17 protein-coding genes are annotated in these 19,441 nt (G+C 45.8%); 5 read left to right on the top strand and 12 right to left on the bottom strand.

Annotated elements, in window-relative coordinates; translation table 11 throughout:
- The first annotated feature begins 27 nt into the window (after positions 1-27).
- Positions 28-1,908, top strand: a complete 1,881-nt coding sequence (gene dxs / locus WA381_RS05675; protein WP_156086642.1) for a 1-deoxy-D-xylulose-5-phosphate synthase — start codon at positions 28-30, stop codon at positions 1,906-1,908.
- Between the two features lie 135 nt (positions 1,909-2,043).
- Here dxs and WA381_RS05670 read toward each other — a convergent pair whose 3' ends face one another.
- From WA381_RS05670 to lpxD, 10 genes are all read right to left on the bottom strand, one after another.
- Positions 2,044-2,544, bottom strand: coding sequence for a phosphatidylglycerophosphatase A family protein (locus WA381_RS05670; RefSeq protein ID WP_049586604.1), 501 nt, complete (start codon positions 2,542-2,544; stop codon positions 2,044-2,046).
- A gap of 41 nt (positions 2,545-2,585) precedes the next feature.
- Positions 2,586-3,551, bottom strand: a complete 966-nt coding sequence (thiL, locus tag WA381_RS05665) for a thiamine-phosphate kinase (protein WP_014950086.1) — start codon at positions 3,549-3,551, stop codon at positions 2,586-2,588.
- A 48-nt stretch (positions 3,552-3,599) separates the two neighbouring features.
- A complete protein-coding gene (nusB, locus tag WA381_RS05660) occupies positions 3,600-4,022 on the bottom strand; it encodes a transcription antitermination factor NusB (RefSeq protein WP_156086643.1) in 423 nt (140 codons plus the stop codon).
- Positions 4,023-4,034: 12 nt separating this feature from the next.
- Entirely contained in the window at positions 4,035-4,508 is a 474-nt protein-coding gene (gene ribH / locus WA381_RS05655) for a 6,7-dimethyl-8-ribityllumazine synthase (RefSeq protein WP_014950088.1), read from the bottom strand.
- Between the two features lie 174 nt (positions 4,509-4,682).
- A complete protein-coding gene (ribBA, locus tag WA381_RS05650; RefSeq protein ID WP_014950089.1) occupies positions 4,683-5,783 on the bottom strand; it encodes a bifunctional 3,4-dihydroxy-2-butanone-4-phosphate synthase/GTP cyclohydrolase II in 1,101 nt (366 codons plus the stop codon).
- Positions 5,784-5,803: 20 nt separating this feature from the next.
- Positions 5,804-6,466 (bottom strand): riboflavin synthase, encoded by a 663-nt coding sequence (locus tag WA381_RS05645; protein ID WP_014950090.1) that lies wholly within the window; start codon positions 6,464-6,466, stop codon positions 5,804-5,806.
- A 20-nt stretch (positions 6,467-6,486) separates the two neighbouring features.
- Positions 6,487-7,626 (bottom strand): bifunctional diaminohydroxyphosphoribosylaminopyrimidine deaminase/5-amino-6-(5-phosphoribosylamino)uracil reductase RibD, encoded by a 1,140-nt coding sequence (gene ribD, locus WA381_RS05640; RefSeq protein ID WP_156086644.1) that lies wholly within the window; start codon positions 7,624-7,626, stop codon positions 6,487-6,489.
- A gap of 50 nt (positions 7,627-7,676) precedes the next feature.
- Positions 7,677-8,126, bottom strand: coding sequence for a transcriptional regulator NrdR (nrdR, locus tag WA381_RS05635; protein ID WP_012517538.1), 450 nt, complete (start codon positions 8,124-8,126; stop codon positions 7,677-7,679).
- 98 nt (positions 8,127-8,224) lie between these two features.
- A complete protein-coding gene (gene glyA, locus WA381_RS05630) occupies positions 8,225-9,481 on the bottom strand; it encodes a serine hydroxymethyltransferase (RefSeq protein ID WP_014950092.1) in 1,257 nt (418 codons plus the stop codon).
- A 154-nt stretch (positions 9,482-9,635) separates the two neighbouring features.
- Positions 9,636-10,664, bottom strand: a complete 1,029-nt coding sequence (lpxD, locus tag WA381_RS05625; protein WP_156087352.1) for a UDP-3-O-(3-hydroxymyristoyl)glucosamine N-acyltransferase — start codon at positions 10,662-10,664, stop codon at positions 9,636-9,638.
- Between the two features lie 292 nt (positions 10,665-10,956).
- Here lpxD and ettA point away from each other — a divergent pair, with 292 nt between their 5' ends.
- Both ettA and WA381_RS05615 read left to right on the top strand, forming a co-directional pair.
- Positions 10,957-12,624, top strand: a complete 1,668-nt coding sequence (gene ettA / locus WA381_RS05620; RefSeq protein ID WP_014950094.1) for an energy-dependent translational throttle protein EttA — start codon at positions 10,957-10,959, stop codon at positions 12,622-12,624.
- 211 nt (positions 12,625-12,835) lie between these two features.
- Entirely contained in the window at positions 12,836-13,243 is a 408-nt protein-coding gene (locus WA381_RS05615; RefSeq protein WP_156086645.1) for a PilZ domain-containing protein, read from the top strand.
- A gap of 108 nt (positions 13,244-13,351) precedes the next feature.
- Here WA381_RS05615 and radA read toward each other — a convergent pair whose 3' ends face one another.
- The gene (gene radA / locus WA381_RS05610) at positions 13,352-14,719 is read right to left on the bottom strand and encodes a DNA repair protein RadA (protein ID WP_014950096.1); all 1,368 of its coding nucleotides are present in this window, start codon (positions 14,717-14,719) and stop codon (positions 13,352-13,354) included.
- Positions 14,720-14,908: 189 nt separating this feature from the next.
- On the opposite strand from radA, the gene WA381_RS05605 reads away from it, so the two are divergent.
- A complete protein-coding gene (locus tag WA381_RS05605; protein ID WP_156086646.1) occupies positions 14,909-17,434 on the top strand; it encodes a PilZ domain-containing protein in 2,526 nt (841 codons plus the stop codon).
- 171 nt (positions 17,435-17,605) lie between these two features.
- On the opposite strand, the gene serB is transcribed toward WA381_RS05605, so the two are convergent.
- Positions 17,606-18,589, bottom strand: a complete 984-nt coding sequence (gene serB / locus WA381_RS05600; RefSeq protein ID WP_039231744.1) for a phosphoserine phosphatase SerB — start codon at positions 18,587-18,589, stop codon at positions 17,606-17,608.
- A 118-nt stretch (positions 18,590-18,707) separates the two neighbouring features.
- Between serB and WA381_RS05595 the strand changes: the two genes are divergently transcribed.
- Positions 18,708-19,424, top strand: a complete 717-nt coding sequence (locus WA381_RS05595; protein ID WP_014950099.1) for a hypothetical protein — start codon at positions 18,708-18,710, stop codon at positions 19,422-19,424.
- The last annotated feature ends 17 nt before the right edge of the window (positions 19,425-19,441 follow it).

Genomic DNA, 19,441 nt, shown 5'->3' with positions numbered 1-19,441 from the left:
CGCCATGTTGAAAAAGATAATAAGTACATGAGTTTAGATCTCCAACATTACCCAACGCTTGCGCTTGCGCAAACACCCGATAAATTGAGGCAGTTGCCCCAAGACAAATTAGGCGAGCTCGCCGATGAGTTACGTGAGTACTTACTTAACAGCGTAAGCCAAACTAGTGGGCACTTTGCATCTGGTTTAGGCACAGTGGAACTGACCGTCGCTTTGCACTATGTGTACGACACCCCCTTCGATCGATTGCTGTGGGATGTAGGTCACCAAGCTTATCCGCACAAAATCCTTACAGGCCGTGCAGAGCGCATGAGCACCATTCGCCAAAAGAATGGTCTGCACCCTTTCCCATGGCCGCCTGAGAGCGACTACGACACCTTTGCAGTTGGTCATTCGTCTACATCGATTAGTGCAGGGCTGGGCATGGCTGTGGCTGCCGAAAAAGAAGGCAAAAACAGAAAGGTTGTAGCGGTAATTGGCGACGGTGCTATGACCGCTGGTATGGCGTTTGAAGCCCTTAATCACGCTGGTGATATCAAGAAAGACATGGTAGTTGTACTTAACGACAACGAAATGTCTATTTCTGAAAACGTAGGTGCGTTGAACAGTCACTTAGCTCGCTTGCTTACAGGCAACTTTTTCAACTCTATACGCGATGGCGGCAAAAAGCTGCTAAGCAATGTACCTCCTATTAAGGAGTTTGCCAGCCGTGCAGAAGAACACATTAAAGGCATGGTTGTCCCGGGCACGATATTTGAAGAGCTTGGCTTTAACTACATTGGCCCTATCGATGGCCACGACGTAAATGGTGTTGTCGATACGCTACGCAATATGCGCAAGTTTGACGGCCCGCAGCTACTTCACGTAGTCACCAAGAAAGGTAAAGGTTACGCGGTTGCTGAAGAAGACCCTATCAAGTTCCACGCGGTACCAAAATTCAATCCGGCTGACAATGCTTTGCCAAAATCTAAGCCTTCAGCCCCTACCTACTCTGCAATCTTTGGGAAATGGCTGTGTGATATGGCGGCACAAGACCCTAAGCTAATGGCGGTAACGCCAGCCATGCGCGAAGGTTCAGGCATGGTTGAGTTTTCTCAGCGTTTTCCAGAGCAGTATTTCGATGTTGCGATTGCTGAACAGCACGCGGTGACCTTTGGCGCAGGCCTTGCCAAAGACGGTATGAATGCGGTTGTTGCTATTTATTCGTCGTTCCTGCAGCGCGCCTACGACCAGCTCATTCACGATGTGGCGATTCAAGACTTACCCGTATTGTTTGCCATTGATAGAGCCGGTATTGTTGGCGCAGATGGCCCTACTCACCAGGGGGCGTTTGATATCGCTTTCCTGCGCTGTATTCCGAATATGGTGGTTATGGCGCCTTCAGATGAAAATGAATGTCGTCAAATGCTCTACACGGGTCACAAGCTACAAAAACCAGCTGCTGTTCGTTACCCTCGCGGTGCTGGCATGGGTGTCACGCCTGACGAAGCTATGACAGAGCTTGAGATTGGTAAATCTCGTACGTGTCGAGAATCATCAAAAGGCAAGTCTGAAAGTATCGCCATTTTAAACTTTGGCTGCCTACTGCCCTACGCGCTTGAAGCTGCAGAGGCGATTGACGCTACCGTTATCGACATGCGTTTCATTAAGCCGTTAGACGGCGACGCAGTATTAAAAGCTGCCAGTGAGCACAGTGCACTTATTACGTTGGAAGACGGCTGTATTATGGGTGGAGCTGGTAGTGCCGTACTAGAACACTTGCAGCAAAATGGCGTATTAAAAGCGGTGAAGATGTTAGGGCTGCCTGATAGTTTCATACTGCAAGGCACACAGCAAGAAATGTACAAAGAGCACGGCTTAGATGCTGAAGGTATTATTGCGGCGGCTAGCAGTTTAAGTGCTAACTAATTAAGCTTTAAAATCATTACTAAGACATTAAAAAGCCCGCTATTTTGCGGGCTTTTTCGTAAATAGTTTGCTCACCGTCAACTGGCTTTCCTTTAAGGTAAGTCTAACAAAATGGCGGCGAATGTTCGTAATGAATTAAAACAAAGCCAATGCGGCAGGCCAAAACGCCATTAGTAAATGTAGACAACCGCATGCCATGGCGCCAGCGATAAGATCGTCAAGCATAATGCCTGTACCGCCGTGTAAGCGCTTATCTATGATACCTATTGGCCAAGGCTTCAAGATATCGAAAAGCCTGAATAGAACAAAGCCTACAAGTAAAGAAGACGCTGAAATAGGTACAAACAGAAAGGTCACAAACATGCCCGCTATTTCATCCCACACTATAGAGCCATGATCGTGAACCTGCATATCGTCAGCAGTCTTGCCACACAGGTAAATGCCTACAACTGAGAATATCAGCGTAAGCGCGATAAAGGAAATTAGGGAAATCTGGCTACAGGCAATAAGTAGGGGCAACGCAGCAAGTGAGCCAAAGGTTCCCGGCATGAAAGGAATAAGTCCACTGCCAAAGCCTAGTGCGAGAAAATGCACGGGATTTTTCATACTCACTCTAGCGCGAAACTCAGCCTGCATGCTTTTTCCTTTTTATTGCTTTTGTCGGACAAATAGGCCGCCTAAAAGGCGTGCTCGTAACCTGACACGTTAACAGGTGTGTACTTTTCGTTGTCTTTGAGTAATGAAAGTGTGCCGTTATGACCGGTTAATTGGCCAATACATGTGGCTTTCACGTTTGTGCTTGCCAACGAGGTTTCAAGACTTCCGCGCTGCTCTTCACTTACAGTGAAAATAAGCTCATAGTCATCGCCTGCAGACAGCGCGTATTCGATAGCTTGCTCTGGTGTAACCGCGCTTGTTAGTGCTCGTGACAACGGTAAACGCTCTACATGAACATTTGCACCGCAATTAGACGCTTTTAGTATATGACCTAAATCTGAAATTAAACCATCAGAGATATCAATGCACGACGTTGCAATACGTCGGATAGCTGTGCCCACCGCTACGCGAGGAGTTGGGAAGTAATGACGATTTACCAAGACATCTTTCGCTTCACCGCTTACACTCAGCTTATTTTGCAGGATGTCTAAACCTGCACCTGCGTCACCAAGCGTTCCCGTGACATAAAGCCAATCACCTGGCTTAGCGCCGCTACGCGTTAGCTCAGAACCTGGCGGTATGAAGCCTTGAGCTGTAATCGTGAACGCCATTGGGCCTTTAACCGTATCGCCACCGATAAGCTGTACAGAATAGTACTGAGTTAGCTCATAAAGGCCCGAAACAAAGTCATCTAGCCAAGCTTCGTCCACTTCCGGTAATGACAGAGATAAGCTAATCCACGCTGGCTCTGCGCCCATTGCGGCAAGGTCGCTTAAGTTTACCGCCACTGTTTTATACGCAACAGACTTCGCCGGTGCGTCTTTCAAAAAGTGCACACCTGCAACCAGGGTATCTGTGGTAACGGCAAGCTGTTGGTTTTCAGGAACCGTTGTTACAGCACAGTCATCACCAATACCAATAACAACGTCTTTGCGTTTGTGGCCGCTGTTTGAAAAGTAGCGGCCGATAAGATCAAATTCTTTCACGGTAATTTTTAAACCCTTTTAGCGGCAGTCCATGCCGCCACGGTAAGGTTAGTCGCGCTCGTCTTTGCGCAATGTGCGCACTGCTTTGTCCAGTGCACCATTAATGAACTTGTGACTTTCTTCAGCACCAAATGCTTTAGCAAGCTCAATCGCCTCATTAATAATTACGCGGTAAGGGACGTCAATGCGCTCGGTCAGTTCCAGCGTCGCAATGCGCAAGATTGCTTTTTCAATAGCGTCTAACTCTTCAGGCAAACGGCCAAGGTAAGGCTTGATGGTCGCATCAAGTTTGCTTGCGCTGTGTGCAACACCGCGAAGCAGAGCTTGGAAATACGCCATATCTACCTTTTGCATGTCGTTACTGGTGGCTAGCGCCAGTTCAACCTGCTGAATATCGTTGTGACTCATTTGCCATGAATACACGCCTTGCAGAGCGAGTTCACGGGCTTTACGACGAGCTGAAACTTTCACTTAATGTTTACCTTAAAGCTTTTCAACAGCATCGATAACGTTAACCATTTCCAGCGCACCAAGTGCAGCTTCTGCACCTTTGTTGCCCGCTTTGGTTCCTGAACGCTCGATAGCCTGTTCAATTGAATCTGTTGTAATTACGCCAAATGATACGGGTACACCGTATTCAAGAGAAACTTGCGCAAGACCTTTGTTACACTCGCCTGCTACAAAATCAAAGTGTGGCGTACCACCACGAATAACCGCACCTAGTGCGATGATGGCGTCAAATGACTTTTTCTCAGCTAATTTCTTAGCTACTACAGGTAACTCGTAAGCACCAGGTACACGTACTAACGTGATATCGTCATCACTCACTTCACCGTGACGCTCTAGTGTGTCTAGTGCACCTTCAAGTAAGCTTTCAACTACAAAGCTATTAAAGCGTGATACAACGATAGCAAATTTCTTACCGGTTGCTCTGATATTACCTTCAATTACCTGCATGGATTCATTCCTCGAGAAAAAACGGCGCGAAGTATACCACAACTGCGCCCAAACTAAATCGATTGTTTCTTTAACTTCAACTATTCGTAAACGGGTACGTTAGCTTGACCCAATGTGGAAACGGAGTGCTTGTCGCAAACCCTCTCCACTTGAGCTCCGCCCTACAGCTAAGTACTAGTCGTGCACGTACTCCACTACTTCAAGGCCGTAACCTGAAAGTGCGTGATATTTAATTGGCTTACTAAGAAGACGCATTTTGTGTACGCCCATTGATGCTAGAATTTGACTGCCTACACCAATAGTGCGTGACGATCCCTGCCAGTCAGCGCCAGTCGGGCGCTCGCCTCGGTCTTCTGCGGCAAAGCGGCGTACCTGACTTTCAATATGCTCTTCTTTACCTAATAGCACCAATACGCCACCGTCTTCTGAAATTTTGCGCATGCCATCGGCAAGCGTCATCGAGCGATGAATACCGCGGGTAGACCCAAGAAGATCACTAAACGTATTGTGAAGGTGTACACGTACAAGTGTCGGCTCATCTTCTTTAATTTCGCCTTTTTTAAGTGCGAAATGAAGTTGGTTGTCGATGCTGTCTTTAAACGTGTGAAGCTCGAAGTCACCATACTCGGTTGGCATATTGCATTGAGCGACCTTTTGAATGGTGGTTTCGTTGAGATTGCGATATTCAATTAAATCAGCAATGGTGCCGATTTTAAGATTATGTTTTTCAGCAAACTTTTCTAGTTCTGGACGACGGGCCATCGTGCCGTCTTCATTGAGGATTTCTACAATAACCCCAGCAGGCTCTAACCCTGCCAAACGCGGTAAATCTACACCGGCTTCAGTGTGACCTGCGCGGTTTAACACGCCACCGTCTTTAGCAATTAGCGGAAAAATATGACCCGGCTGTACAATGTCTGTCGCTTTCGCGTCTTTCGCTACAGCAGCTTTAATGGTCGTTGCGCGATCTGCCGCCGAAATGCCTGTGGTCACGCCGGTTGCCGCTTCAATAGACACAGTGAAGTTGGTAGAAAACTGTGCCTCGTTTTTATCCACCATAAGCGGAAGATTCAGGGTGCGACAGCGCTCTTGCGTCATTGGTAAACACACCAAGCCGCGAGCGTGGGTCACCATAAAGTTAATGGCTTCAGGCGTCACATGCTCTGCCGCCATTATCAAATCGCCTTCATTTTCCCTGTCTTCGTCATCCATCAAGATAACCATTTTACCTTGGCGAATGTCTTCAATTATTTCTTGTGTAGTGTTAAATGCCATGTTGTGTGCTTCTTGTAGGGTTATTTTCTTAAAAATCCGTTCTCGGCAAGAAATGCCATGTCAATGCCTTTGCTTTTTGGTTCGGCGGCTTTGTCGCCCAACATCAGTCGCTCTAAATAGCGCGCAATAACATCAACCTCTAAGTTCACCGCTGTGCCCACCTTATAGCTCCCCATAATGGTTTCTTGCAATGTATGAGGAATGATCCAAAGCATAAATTCTGCGCCATTAACTTCGTTAACAGTTAAGCTGATACCATCAACGGTGATACTACCTTTATGCGCAATATATTTAGCCAAGGCTTCTGGCGCTTTTACCCAGAACTCTACGTAGTCTGAGTGCTTAATGATTTGTGTAACCTCGCCTACACCATCAACGTGACCGGAAACGATATGTCCGCCTAAACGATCGCTTGGACGCATCGCTTTCTCAAGATTCACCGTAGAGCCTGCGCTGTAATGTGCAAAGCCCGTTAATTTGATGGTCTCTGCCGACACATCTGCACAATAATAATCGGGGCCCATATCAGTCACTGTTAAGCAAACACCATTGGTCGCAATACTGTCGCCGAGTGCGACATCAGACATATCAAGCGTAGGCGATGAAACGGTAAGTCGAATATCGTTGCCACGGTTATCAAGCTTCTTAATTGTACCTAGCGCTTGAATAATTCCAGTAAACATAAAGTTCCTCTTTAATCGCGTTAACCACGGGTGTTGCTAACATCAGGACGGAAGATAAGCTTAATATCGTTACCCACTTGACGATTTTCAATAAGCGAAAGCGAAATACATTCATTTAGCGACGTGAACGCGGGTAAATTAACCATACTGACTCCCTTATCACCTAAAAGCTTAGGCGCTTGGTAGCAAATAAGTTCATCCACCAGCCCTTCTTGCAATAATGCACCGGCAAGGCCTGGGCCTGCTTCCACCCACACTTCATTATATTGCTTATCGCCTAGTGCTGACATAAGTGAATGTAAATTGAGTTTACCGTCTTTTTCGTCCAGTTGGAGATAGTGCTGAGTAGCGGTGTCTGGGTGAGCCTGTGACGTCGCCGTGAACGTAATATTGCCGTCGTTAAAAAGTGTGTAGTCTCTACTAAGCTTACTTTTGCTATCGACAACCACACGTGCTGGCTGGCGGATATGATCTAGTGGATACTTTTCAAACTGAGCCTCTTTTTCACGAACTAAGAGGCTAGGATTATCAGCTTGTACCGTACCCGAACCCGTCAATACTACGCAACTTTGTGCACGATACTGTTGCACATCCCGCCTTGCTTCTGCACCAGTAATCCACTGACTTACCCCATTTTGAAGGGCTATTTTTCCATCTAGGCTAATGCCTAATTTCACGCGAACAAAGGGCCTACCGGTAAGCATGCGTTTAATAAACCCAGGGTTTAGCGCTGCGGCCTCAGCAGCCATCACTTCGCTTACCACTTCGATGCCTGCTTCCTGCAGAATGCTAATACCGTTACCGCATACGTTTGGATTCGGGTCGGTCATAGCAATAACAACACGCTCTACCTTTGCTTCTACCAAGGCAATAGCGCAAGGCGGTGTGCGACCAAAATGACTACAAGGTTCAAGTGTAACGTATGCCGTCGCGCCCTTTGCGCCCTGCGGACGTGCGTTAGATGCTTGTCTTAATGCATGCACTTCGGCATGGGGTGTACCAGCTTGAATGTGATATCCCTGACCGAGCAATTGATTGTTTTCGTCAACAATTACACAGCCTACGCGAGGGTTAGGAGAAGTGGTAAAACGCCCTTGTTGGGCAAGCTGAATGGCTTTTGCCATCCAAAAATAATCGTTTTTAACCGTATCGTGGTTCACTTGGATTCCTGTTGTAGCCCTAAGTGTCTGATGTTTGAGAGGTCGCCGACTTAATCTCCTAATCGTGCAATCTCTTCTCCGAATTCACGAATATCTTCGAAAGAGCGATAAACGGAGGCGAACCGGACATAAGCAACTTTATCGAGTTCTTTGAGGGCTTTCATAATTAGGTTGCCGAGCAATTCACTGCTCACTTCGCGTTCACCGGTTGCGCGCAACTGTGACTTAAGTGAGAGGATACATTGTTCAACTTTTTCTGTGCTCACAGGGCGCTTTTCGAGTGCGCGTTGCAAGCCTGCACGAAGTTTATCTTCGTTAAACGGTTCACGAGAACCATCGCGTTTAATAACGCGAGGCATCACGAGCTCGGCACTTTCAAAGGTCGTGAAGCGCTCGTGACACACCATACATTCACGGCGTCTACGCACCTGTTGCCCTTCTGCAACCAAACGAGAATCAATGACTTTTGTTTCTTGTTCTGAACAAAACGGGCAAAACATGAATAATCCTTAAATATTGCGTACTTAGGTATCTAAATTAAACCTAGACTAGTTAGTCCAGCATTAGTACCAAAGTACGCAACAAAACACAAACCTATTTATTTATAAACAGGGAATTGTGCGCAAAGTGCAACCACTTCGTCTTGAACACGTTTGATAACAGACTCATCGCCCATGTTATCTAGAATGTCGCAAATCCATGTTGCAACTTGCTTAGCTTGTTCTTCTTTGAAACCACGGCGAGTAATCGCTGGGCTACCAATACGAAGACCGCTGGTTACAAACGGTGAACGCGGGTCATTTGGCACTGAGTTTTTGTTTACCGTAATATTTGCGGCACCAAGTGCTGCGTCAGCATCTTTACCGGTAATGTCCTTGTCGATAAGGTCAAGAAGGAACAAGTGGTTGTCAGTACCGCCAGAAACGATGTTATAACCGCGCTCTTGCATTACAGAAACCATAGCTTTCGCATTTGCAACAACCTGCTGCTGATACACTTTAAATTCTGGCTGTAGGGCTTCTTTGAATGCAACCGCTTTAGCTGCGATCACGTGGCAAAGAGGGCCACCTTGGTTGCCTGGGAATACAGAGCTGTTTAGCTTTTTGTAAATCGCTTCATCGCCGCATGAAGAAAGGATTAAACCACTACGTGGGCCAGCAAGGGTTTTATGAGTAGTCGTTGTTACCACGTGAGCGTGAGGAAGCGGGTTTGGATAAACGCCCGCTGCTACAAGACCTGCTACGTGCGCCATATCTACGAGCAAGTAAGCGCCAACGCTATCAGCGATTTCACGGAATTTTGCCCAATCAACAATGCCAGAATACGCAGAGAAACCACCGATAATCATTTTCGGCTTGTGCTCTTTAGCAAGTGCCTCAACCTGAGCGTAATCGATTTCACCGGTTTCTTTGTTCAGACCATACTGTACAGCATTGTAGGTTTTACCAGAGAAGTTTACGTGTGAACCGTGAGTAAGGTGACCACCTTCAGAAAGGCTCATTCCCAATACCGTATCGCCTGCGTCAAGTAGTGCCATGAATACGGCAGAGTTAGCTTGTGAGCCAGCGTGCGGTTGAACGTTCGCGTAGTCTGCACCGAATAGTGCTTTTGCACGATCGATAGCAAGTTGTTCAACAACGTCTACGTGCTCACAACCACCGTAGTAACGCTTGCCTGGGTAGCCTTCCGCGTACTTGTTAGTAAGCTGCGAACCCTGTGCTTCCATTACACGTGGGCTACAGTAGTTCTCAGAGGCAATTAGCTCTATGTGATGTTCTTGACGCTCAACCTCTTTAGACATTGCATCGGCTAATTCAGGATCGAAGTCAGCTATATTCATTTCGCGAGAAAACATGGGGGCTCCTTAACTGCGGTTTTTATATGGCGTTACGCACTGATTGCTCAAATTCGAGCCATATTCTAGTCATTTTCGGGGGCTTGTATACCGCTTTGTGACCAAATTAATATAAATGGCGCAGGTTTAACGAAATACCTGCGCCAGCGCGAGATCAGACCTGTTTTTCCAGGGCTTTAACACGGTCAAATAAACTACCAATTTTGGCAAGGCGAACCGTATTTTTGCGCCAGTCACGGTTGGTTTGTGCTGGCTGGCCAGAAGAATAAACACCCGGTTCAGTGATATCTTGTACAATCATGGTATAGCCAGTCACCTGAACATTATCGCAAATGCTAATGTGGCCATTAATGCCCACTCCACCACCGATAATAACGTGCTTGCCGATATGACAGCTACCAGCAATACCTGTAGCGCCGCAAATACAAGAGTGATCACCAATAATACAGTTGTGGCCAATTTGTACTTGGTTATCGATAATAACGTTAGTGCCTAAGATCGTATCTTCCATGGCGCCGCGGTCAATGCTGCTGCTTGCGCCAATCTGACTGTCGTCACCAATGCGAACCGACCCTGTTTGTGGAATAGGGATCCAAACGCCTTTATCGTTTGCGTAACCAAAGCCTGCCGCACCAATAACTGTTTGGCTATGAATTGTCACGCGCTTACCAATCACAACGTCATGATAGATAGTTACGTTCGGGTGAATGGTACAGCCTTCACCAATATGGGTACCTCTACGAATAACCGTATTCGCGCCTACAGTAACTCTATCGCCTAAAACCACGTTCTCTTCAATGATTACATTGTGGCCTAGCGATACATCACTGCCGATGCGGGCAGATGGCGCAATAACCGCTGTATCAGCAATACCTGTCGCTACCGCTGGGGTAGTATCAAACAACTGAGCGATGAGGGCGAACGCTGCATGAGGGTTTGCCACAACCAACGCTGGAACTGGGCTATCATCTTTTAAGTTTTTGTGCAGAATTACCGCACCAGCCTGAGTATCTTTTAACTGCGGCTTGTATTTAGGATTTGTTAGAAACGAAATTTGGTGCGATGCTGCACCGGATAACGTACCTACTGCAGAGATAGTAATGTTTCCATCGCCCTGCACTTGCCCACTTACATGTTTGGCAAGCTCTTCCAGACTGTATGTGCGTTTACTCATAGCGGTCATCATAATTACCTGTTCAGAGATATGAATAGTGTTGAGTCTATCGCTTTGGGTTCTTTATTGCTGTTTGCTAGCTCACCCTAAAGCCCATGTTTACTCATGCTTATAAAAACAAGTTTACCTTAAATCAACTCGCCAACCGATGCATAAATCGATCTTTTTGGCATGAGTGATTAAAATATCGCCAAGCACAAATACACTAAGCGTAAGTAACTGGCACAAACTACCCTGTTACGAGTAGAATAGACCACAATCACTTTTTTATTTTTCACCGCTTATTCAGCGAGGATAGAGCATGGCGCAATACGTTTACAGTATGCATCGCGTGGGCAAAATCGTCCCACCAAACAGACACATTTTAAAAAATATCTCTCTTAGCTTTTTCCCTGGTGCCAAAATTGGTGTGCTAGGTCTAAACGGTGCGGGTAAATCAACCCTACTTCGCATTATGGCTGGCGTAGATACCGATATTGAGGGTGAAGCGCGCCCTCAGCCGGGATTAAAAGTGGGCTACCTTCCGCAGGAACCTCAGCTTGATGAAACAAAAGACGTTCGCGGCAATATTGAAGAAGCCGTAGCTGACGTTAAACACGCATTGACTCGCCTTGATGAAGTGTACGCAGCCTATGCAGAAGCGGATGCTGATTTTGACGCCCTTGCAAAAGAGCAAGGTGAGCTTGAAGCCATTATTCAAGCCAAAGACGGTCACAACCTAGAAAATGCCTTAGAGCGTGCCGCTGATGCACTTCGCCTTCCAGCGTGGGATGCGGATGTAAGCAAACTATCAGGTGGTGAACGCCGCCGCGTGGCGCTGTGTCGCCTGCTTCTAGAGAAGCCTGAAATGTTGCTTCTAGACGAACCCACTAACCACTTGGACGCAGAATCAGTCGCATGGCTAGAGCGCTTCCTTCACGATTATGAAGGCACCGTGGTCGCTATTACCCACGATAGATACTTCCTTGATAACGTAGCGGGTTGGATTTTAGAACTAGACCGTGGTGAAGGTATTCCATGGGAAGGTAACTACTCTTCATGGTTGGAACAGAAAGAAAACCGACTTGAACAGGAAGAGCGCACCGAAACGGCGCGTATGAAGAGCATGAAACAGGAACTTGAGTGGGTTCGCTCTAATCCAAAAGGTCGTCATGCTAAAAGTAAAGCTCGTATGGCTCGCTTTGAAGAACTATCTACCAGCGACTACCAAAAACGTAACGAAACCAACGAACTTTTCATCCCGCCAGGTGAGCGCTTAGGTGACAAGGTTATTGAAGTAAGCAACCTTAAAAAGTCTTATGGCGATCGCGTACTTATCGATGACTTAACGTTTAAAGTACCAAAGGGTGCCATTGTAGGTATCGTTGGTCCAAACGGCGCGGGTAAATCAACCTTGTTCAGAATGCTCACTGGTGCTGAACAACCTGATTCAGGTACCATCGACTTAGGTGAAACCGTTCAGATTGCTGCGGTAGAACAGTTCCGTGACCACATGAACGAAAACAACACCGTATGGAAAGAAATTTCTGACGAGCAAGACATTATCCGCATTGGTAACTTTGAAATTAACAGCCGCGCCTACTGCAGCCGATTCAACTTCAAAGGCACCGATCAGCAAAAGTTTATTAAGGACTTGTCAGGTGGTGAGCGTAACCGTGTTCACCTTGCGAAACTGCTTAAAGCGGGCGGTAACGTATTGCTACTGGATGAGCCAACCAACGACCTAGACGTAGAAACACTTCGCGCCTTGGAAAACGCGTTGTTGGAGTTCCCAGGCTGTGCCATGGTTATCTCGCACGACCGTTGGTTCCTAGACCGTGTAGCAACACACATTATGGATTACCGCGATGAAGGTAACATCAACTTCTTCGAAGGTAACTACTCAGACTACGAAAGCTGGTTGAAGCAAGAATTTGGACAAGATGTGGTTGAACCGCACCGCCTTAAATATAAGCGTATGTCTAAATAACACAAATTCAGAGATGTAAGATCTGTATCTCTGCTTTACGCCTTAAAGCCGCTATCGCTGATAGCGGCTTTTTTATTTGTTCGCTTTTCATTGCGAACCCACGCAAATTAGCCAATACTAATACCAGTCCGCATAGGTCATTACCCACTCAGTGGGCAATTATCTACGCGGACTGATATAACAGCGTTAATGATAACTGGGTATTTGAAAAATGACGGATAAGCGCCAATTTCAACGGGTGTCACTGAATGTAAATGGCACACTGGCACACAATGACGTTAGTATTGATGTGGTAGTCAGCGACGTATCGCTTCAAGGCATTAAACTTCAAGCTACCGAAACGGCGTTGTCACACTTACCTTTTGACAGTCACGACCCTTACACTGCTACCTTCCAAGCAAATGAAGACAGTCCTGTAATAACCCTTTCTATTTCGCAGTTGTATCGTCATGCCGACAGTAGGAAAGAATGGGTTTCATTAGGCTGTAAAGTTGAGCGAATGGATGTAGACAGCATTAGCGCCCTTCGCCGTTTAATTACCTTAAACAGCGACGACGCCAGTATTGAAGAGAAAGACCTGAATGCATTAGTTAATGCGGTTTATCAGGCGCCACATTAACCTCTAAAAAACGCATTTCACTCGTTTAATGCAGGAAAGGCCCATTTAATAGGCCTTTCAATTTAACAAGCACCGTCAACACTTTACTTAAATGTTCAGCCTTTTGCATTACTCAAGCGCGTCTAACGCCTCAGATAAGCGCGCTACCGGTACCACTTTCATACCATTAATGGCTTGCTTAGGCGCATTGGCTTTTGGCACGATCGCCCGCTTAAAACCATGTTTCGCTGCTTCGATAATGCGTTCCGTTCCGTTAGGAACCGGGCGAATCTCGCCGGCTAGCCCGACTTCGCCGAATACAATTAAATCTCTGGGCAGCGAGCGATTTCTAAAGCTTGAAATCATGGCCAATAATAAGGCTAAGTCTGCACTGGTCTCTGATACTCTTACACCGCCTACCACGTTGACAAAAACGTCCTGATCGTTCATTTGCACATTGCCATGGCGATGCAAAACCGCGAGCAGCATAGACAAACGGTTCTGATCCAACCCTACAGCAATTCGCCTTGGGTTCGACATCTGCGAATAGTCTACCAACGCCTGTATTTCTACAAGTAACGGGCGGGTGCCCTCCCAAATAACCATAACGCTAGACCCTGGCGTTTCATTGTCACCTCGACTTAAGAATATGGCCGATGGGTTGCTTACTTCTTTAAGGCCTTTTTCTGTCATGGCAAACACGCCGAGCTCATTTACCGCACCAAAGCGGTTTTTATGACTTCGAAGCGTACGGTAGCGACCATCACTTTCTCCTTCTAGCATCATAGAGCTGTCGATACAGTGCTCAAGAACTTTCGGACCCGCCAAGTTACCGTCTTTTGTTACATGGCCAACAATGAACATAGCAATATGATTTTGCTTGGCAAAGCGCGTTAAATACGCCGCGCTTTCTCGTACTTGCGACACACTGCCTGGCGCAGACTGAACGTCTGACACGTGCATCACCTGAATAGAGTCGATAACCATAATTTTAGGCTTTTTCGTAAGCGCTAAATCGCAGATAGTTTCCACGTTTGTTTCGGCTAACATCATAAGCTTGTCGTCAGGTAGATTTAAGCGCTTTGCTCGCATAGCGACTTGCTGAAGCGACTCTTCCCCTGTGACATAAAGCGCGGTTTCACTTTTTGCCATCTGACACATTACTTGAAGCAGAAGCGTACTCTTACCCGCTCCTGGCGAGCCACCAATTAACATAGCTGCCCCAGGGACTATTCCGCCCCCTAACACTCTATCTAACTCTTTAAATGTTGACGAGAATCGCGGTAGTGATTCGAGATCTATTGCATTTAATGTCTCAATTTTGGCAGCGGTTTGCCCTGCATAGCCTGACGTGGTTTGGCGTGCGACACTTTTGGCACTTGCAACCACAAACTCACTTATCGTATTCCACGCTTTACACTCCGAACATTGACCTTGCCAGCGAGGGAACTCTGCACCGCAGTCAGAACACACATAAGCAGTTTTACGTTTTGCCATATTCCAGTTTTATCCATTGCTTAAAAAGAGTATTCTAACACTTAACAACGGTGAATTAAGCACAAACCTAAGGTCAGTTCTCCTCCGGTAAAACGGTACAAAAGTATAACGACTTTAGGGGTTAATGAGTTTTGCTGATTTGCCGATAACAACTAAAATAATGATACTAAACAACAAAGTTGCGCATTCATGAGTCAAGATTTAAAGCAATATGCTGATATTATTGAACAGCTAAAGCCCATGGTTAATGAGCCTGAGTTTAACCAGGTATTGCTTCAAACTGCATCTGATGTGCCGAAAGAAAAGCGCTTCCTCATCAAAATGGAAGTGAAACGCCTAGCCAAACCCTGTATGCGCACCATAGACTTGCGTGGTCATGTTGACGGAAAGTGCAATAAATATGTACACGAAGGACGTAGCCATTACATGGATGACGTCGCTGTTGACAAGTTTGAAGAGCAGTTGAGGGTATTTGGCCGATATACTTACGGTGTTTACGAAGCGGTACAAAACACCGAAAACAACTTTCGCTTAATGCGCGAAAAAGAACTCGCACAAGAACGCGCTGATAAAGAAAATCCTGAACTCAAAAAGCGCTCAGCAGTATTGGAGCAGTTTAAAGTTCCTACCGTAAACTTGCTTGATTACAGACAGCGCAACGCTGAACGCATGAACTTCGCTGTGGCGGTAGAATTATTCAATAGCGCCAATCAATCAATGCGCGGTTTGAGTGTTGATATATCTCTTGAAGGCTTACAGGTAAAACTCTCTAAAGACGCGTTTTTCAAAAAAGGAGAAACGCTGTTTATATTCTTTAGGGGCTTAGAGAATGAATTTGCCATGGACAAAAAGAATGGCATTGCATATAAGCTCGTAAATATAATAACTAAAAACGATGTTAACTATCTTGCCTTGCAACGAGATAAAGAGAAGCCAAGCCCCGCATTCGACAAATTCTTAGAAAGCTTTATACACGGCAATAAACGCCGATATAAAGTTAATATGAGCAATACGATTGAGGCGATTACCAGTAAAATTTGTGAGCAGTACTTTTCGCCGCGTAGCCCCACGCTGCCTGTGTATATAGACGTCATTAATAAAACGCTGGTTCCTCGGTTTGCTATGGTTAACGAAGTGAACCGCGAAACCGTACAGTATTGGCAAGACGAAGACGATAACTGTCGATTGAACTTCTTACTCACCCAGGAAAGGCTTATGCGCTTATTGCAGAAGTCAGAAGAAGTAAGAGAGATTTTCGTATTTAGTTTTACTCATTTGCAGAACGACAAGGTCTACTTTTACTCAGCGTCTTACGAGGAACTCTTGCAAAAAGACGTACTAACCCGAGTATTTTTAGGGTTTGGCTCTAAAAAAGCGAGTTGGCGTGTATTTAAAATAACCTTAACAGAGGTTGACCCTGAGCAGGCCCATATTCCGCTTTCCATTCCGGATTCTGTAGGTAATAAAGTTAAAAAACTGAACACTCCGCCATCGGCTCGACTAATGTCAAAGCTGAAAAACCTGCGATTCTTGGCACACGTAACCGATGTAACCTCAGTAACAGGGCAAGAGACTTACAACGAGTTTAAGTTTAATCGAGAAAACCTCTCTCATCTGCGAAATTTTGGGCATCCGCGCAATCGCGCTCCTTCGAATGTTCAGGTTGTCAGGTTTAAATATGAAGAGCAACGCATTGAAAGTCGCTATCAGCTGAGAACCCAAATTGAAGCTCGCTTCAATAATGAAGAACTGGTGCACAAAGGGATCAGCGAAGATATTTCGGTGCATGGACTTGGACTTCGTATAGAGTTGAGCAAAGAATATAAAGGTAATTTAGAGGGCAAAGTAGAAGTCGCCTTCCCTCGTCTGCAAGAAATTGCCAGTTCCTTTGATGTCATGCATTTGCAATACGAAATCATTTATCACAACGTCGACAAGAACATTCTTCATTTAAAAACTATGCCGGGCGACGAAGGCAAAAGTGCTAGAAACTTCTTTGAAGAACTGATTAAAAAGAACAAAGGCAGCCTTAAAGTAGAGAACGACGAAGAAGAAGTACCAGGCATGGGACAGGCGCTTCGTTGTATTAATGCGCGAAACGCTACTTCCCTATCCTTCTTAATGAGTAAGGAAGGTGTTCGCTACACTCCACAGGCTTGTATTGTCGGAAAGCAGGACGAACGCATAACCACCCTAACCACGCAATACGCCGAACGTGGGCAAGTGAATTTAGAGTTTCTCTTTAGAGACAGAAAACAAGATATACCTTTTGTACAAAGTGGCATTAAGGCCGTTAAGCTTGAAAATATGCCGTTGCGACAGGAATTATTTATCTCATTCGATGCATCACAAAAAGAGCCGCGAATGGCGATCATTCCTCGCTATTCCGATAAATTCGAAAATAACGAGCAGCGCCGAGCGTTTATTAGAGAAGCTATGGTTCGCGGCCAGTTCGTAGCTATTCATGTCATGCTAACCACAACTGGCAAGCCAGACATGACCATGCTGCAAACGGAAATCAATTACGTCACCATGTACGCCATGCACCGGGCCCGTGAGCTAGAGAAGAAAATGTGGAGTATTGCAGCGTGCTCTCACCTGGTCGATGTCACAGATGAAGTACTTATAAGATACGGCTTTACAGTGGAAGACATCACGGCAAATAAAACGTTAAAAAGTGCGGTTCAACCTAAAGCTATTGCGCGCAACGCGTAGTGAAATAGCAAAGCCTATCAATTTAAATGAGCCCGTAGGTTAAGACCCATCACGGGAGGATTTTAATCACAAGATTTTGGAAACTTGTGGCTGGTGAAAGGTAACCGATAAAGTGTGAAGCGCTAGTTTTATTGCCCCAAAACTAACGCTTGTATTACAGACTCTCGCTAACTACTTGTCTAGAAAATACAGAAGGCTATGTAAACTGCCAATGCGGATTGCCACATCCGCCTTTTCATTAACCAGTGGCTTACCGTGACACGCCACGCCTAGCGCTGATTCAGCCATCATGACCAAATCGTTAGCTCCATCACCCATAGCAACGGTTTGTTTGGCTGAAATTTGCCACTTCTCGGCAAGGGCGTTTACGGTTCGCGCCTTAACGTCTGCATTGACAATTTCACCCTCTACTTTTCCAGTCAGCTGCTCGTTTTTCACCGCAAGCGTGTTAGAAATGGCAAAATCGAGTCCAAGCCTTGCTTTTAGGTGGTCAGCGAAAAAGGTGAATCCACCTGAGGCGATCGCTAATTTCCAATTATGCTGTTTCAAGTGAGTAAGCAAGGCTTGAATGCCGGGCATGATAGGTATGCTGTCACGAATTTGATTAAGGTGACTAACTGGCACGCCTTCCAAGCAGGCCACTCTATGCGTTAAGCTATCATTAAACGCAATTTCTCCACGCATTGCCTTAGCGGTAACTTCTGCCACCTGCTCGCCAACACCCGCCAATTTAGCTATTTCATCGATACATTCAATCGCGATGACAGTGCTATCCATGTCCATGACCAGTAGTCCTGGCTCAGACAATGAGGGGCGAGAGCCCTGCAAACCAACATCAACATTATATGCCTTGGATACGTCGCCCAGCAGTGGCTTAATCTGCTCAAGTTCAGTGTTTTGCAAAGCACCTCTAATTTCTATTACATCATCCCCCATTTGCTTGTGTAAATGATGGAAAGCAGCGCTAGAAGGAGTAAACACATCGTTGAGTTTAATTAAAACGCTGTGCAGTAGATAAGGTGTTACAGCTTGACCAATAACGGTTAACGTATGTGAATACGCACTGTCGTTGTGACTATTGCTAACTACATGAGACAAAAAAGAAGCTAAATGGATATCGTCATTATCGATATTATTAAGAAGAGTGTCTTTCATAACGCACACAGAAACTGCGGTGATTGGCAAATGGTGCTCTAATGCTAACCAATTAGGCTAACTAATAAAATATCTCCTTTTAAATTATTTCGAATTATCCTACTGTTAGGCAACCCTCGTGACTTTATGGAAAAGCGAATTGGTAGACGGGCTAAGCAAAGCAGCTTCACAAACAAAGAATGACTCGCATTCGTTGTACACAGTTCTAAAGCGATTGTTCCACACAATAGTAGTGAGTGCGGTGTTTGCTTTGATAGTGGTATTGCTTCTGTTATTCCAACAATACCAAAACGACTGGCTTACCGTGCAAACTCGCTTCTCTGGTGAGAGCATAGCAAGGCAGTATGCAAAACTGCTACAACCTGCCTTTATCGCTGACGCACTTTCGAATCAGGAAACTGAGAACAATGTAGATTCCGCGCTATCTGATACTCTCACTCAACGGGAGTATATTGAAAGTGTCGCCTCTATTTTGGTCGACGAGCCACACATTCTTGCCTTGTCTGTGTTTGATAAGGACGGGAGGTATATTGCTCCTTTGCCTCAAATTGCCAGTGTGGTGTCGATGAGTCAGTCGCAAAGTGTAACGCCGCTAACCTATGTTGGCGTTATCACTGACGATAATGAAAATTTACTAGGTTATGTGAATATTCACATGAACACGCAGGCTGTCCTCGAGAGTCCACTGACATTGCGTTACCAGCTTGCTCTTATTGCGTGCATTCTCGTCTTTTTAGCGCTCATGCTAGGTATTTACCTAACCCGGGCCTTTTATAAATCTCGCCCATGGTTTATTCAGGTAATCGAATCAAAAAGAAATAAAGAGAAGCGCTAGATAGCTAATTTGGAAGT

This window comes from Alteromonas sp. CH_MED4-4 (assembly GCF_037029575.1).
In the GTDB taxonomy this organism is placed as follows: Bacteria; Pseudomonadota; Gammaproteobacteria; order Enterobacterales; family Alteromonadaceae; genus Alteromonas; species Alteromonas macleodii.
The sequence above is the reverse complement of the archived record's forward strand: the minus strand, read 5'-3'. Positions and strand labels throughout refer to the sequence as shown.

Coding starts and splice junctions, on each gene's coding strand:
- ribH (WP_014950088.1), bottom strand. CDS start 4,508: ATGCAGGTAATTGAAGGTAATATCAGAGCAACCGGTAAGAAATTTGCT.
- nrdR (WP_012517538.1), bottom strand. CDS start 8,126: ATGTTTTGCCCGTTTTGTTCAGAACAAGAAACAAAAGTCATTGATTCT.
- glyA (WP_014950092.1), bottom strand. CDS start 9,481: ATGTTTTCTCGCGAAATGAATATAGCTGACTTCGATCCTGAATTAGCC.
- WA381_RS05645 (WP_014950090.1), bottom strand. CDS start 6,466: ATGTTTACTGGAATTATTCAAGCGCTAGGTACAATTAAGAAGCTTGAT.
- radA (WP_014950096.1), bottom strand. CDS start 14,719: ATGGCAAAACGTAAAACTGCTTATGTGTGTTCTGACTGCGGTGCAGAG.
- serB (WP_039231744.1), bottom strand. CDS start 18,589: ATGAAAGACACTCTTCTTAATAATATCGATAATGACGATATCCATTTA.
- WA381_RS05605 (WP_156086646.1), top strand. CDS start 14,909: ATGAGTCAAGATTTAAAGCAATATGCTGATATTATTGAACAGCTAAAG.
- ribBA (WP_014950089.1), bottom strand. CDS start 5,783: ATGGCATTTAACACTACACAAGAAATAATTGAAGACATTCGCCAAGGT.
- WA381_RS05615 (WP_156086645.1), top strand. CDS start 12,836: ATGACGGATAAGCGCCAATTTCAACGGGTGTCACTGAATGTAAATGGC.
- WA381_RS05670 (WP_049586604.1), bottom strand. CDS start 2,544: ATGCAGGCTGAGTTTCGCGCTAGAGTGAGTATGAAAAATCCCGTGCAT.
- lpxD (WP_156087352.1), bottom strand. CDS start 10,664: ATGACCGCTATGAGTAAACGCACATACAGTCTGGAAGAGCTTGCCAAA.
- ettA (WP_014950094.1), top strand. CDS start 10,957: ATGGCGCAATACGTTTACAGTATGCATCGCGTGGGCAAAATCGTCCCA.
- dxs (WP_156086642.1), top strand. CDS start 28: ATGAGTTTAGATCTCCAACATTACCCAACGCTTGCGCTTGCGCAAACA.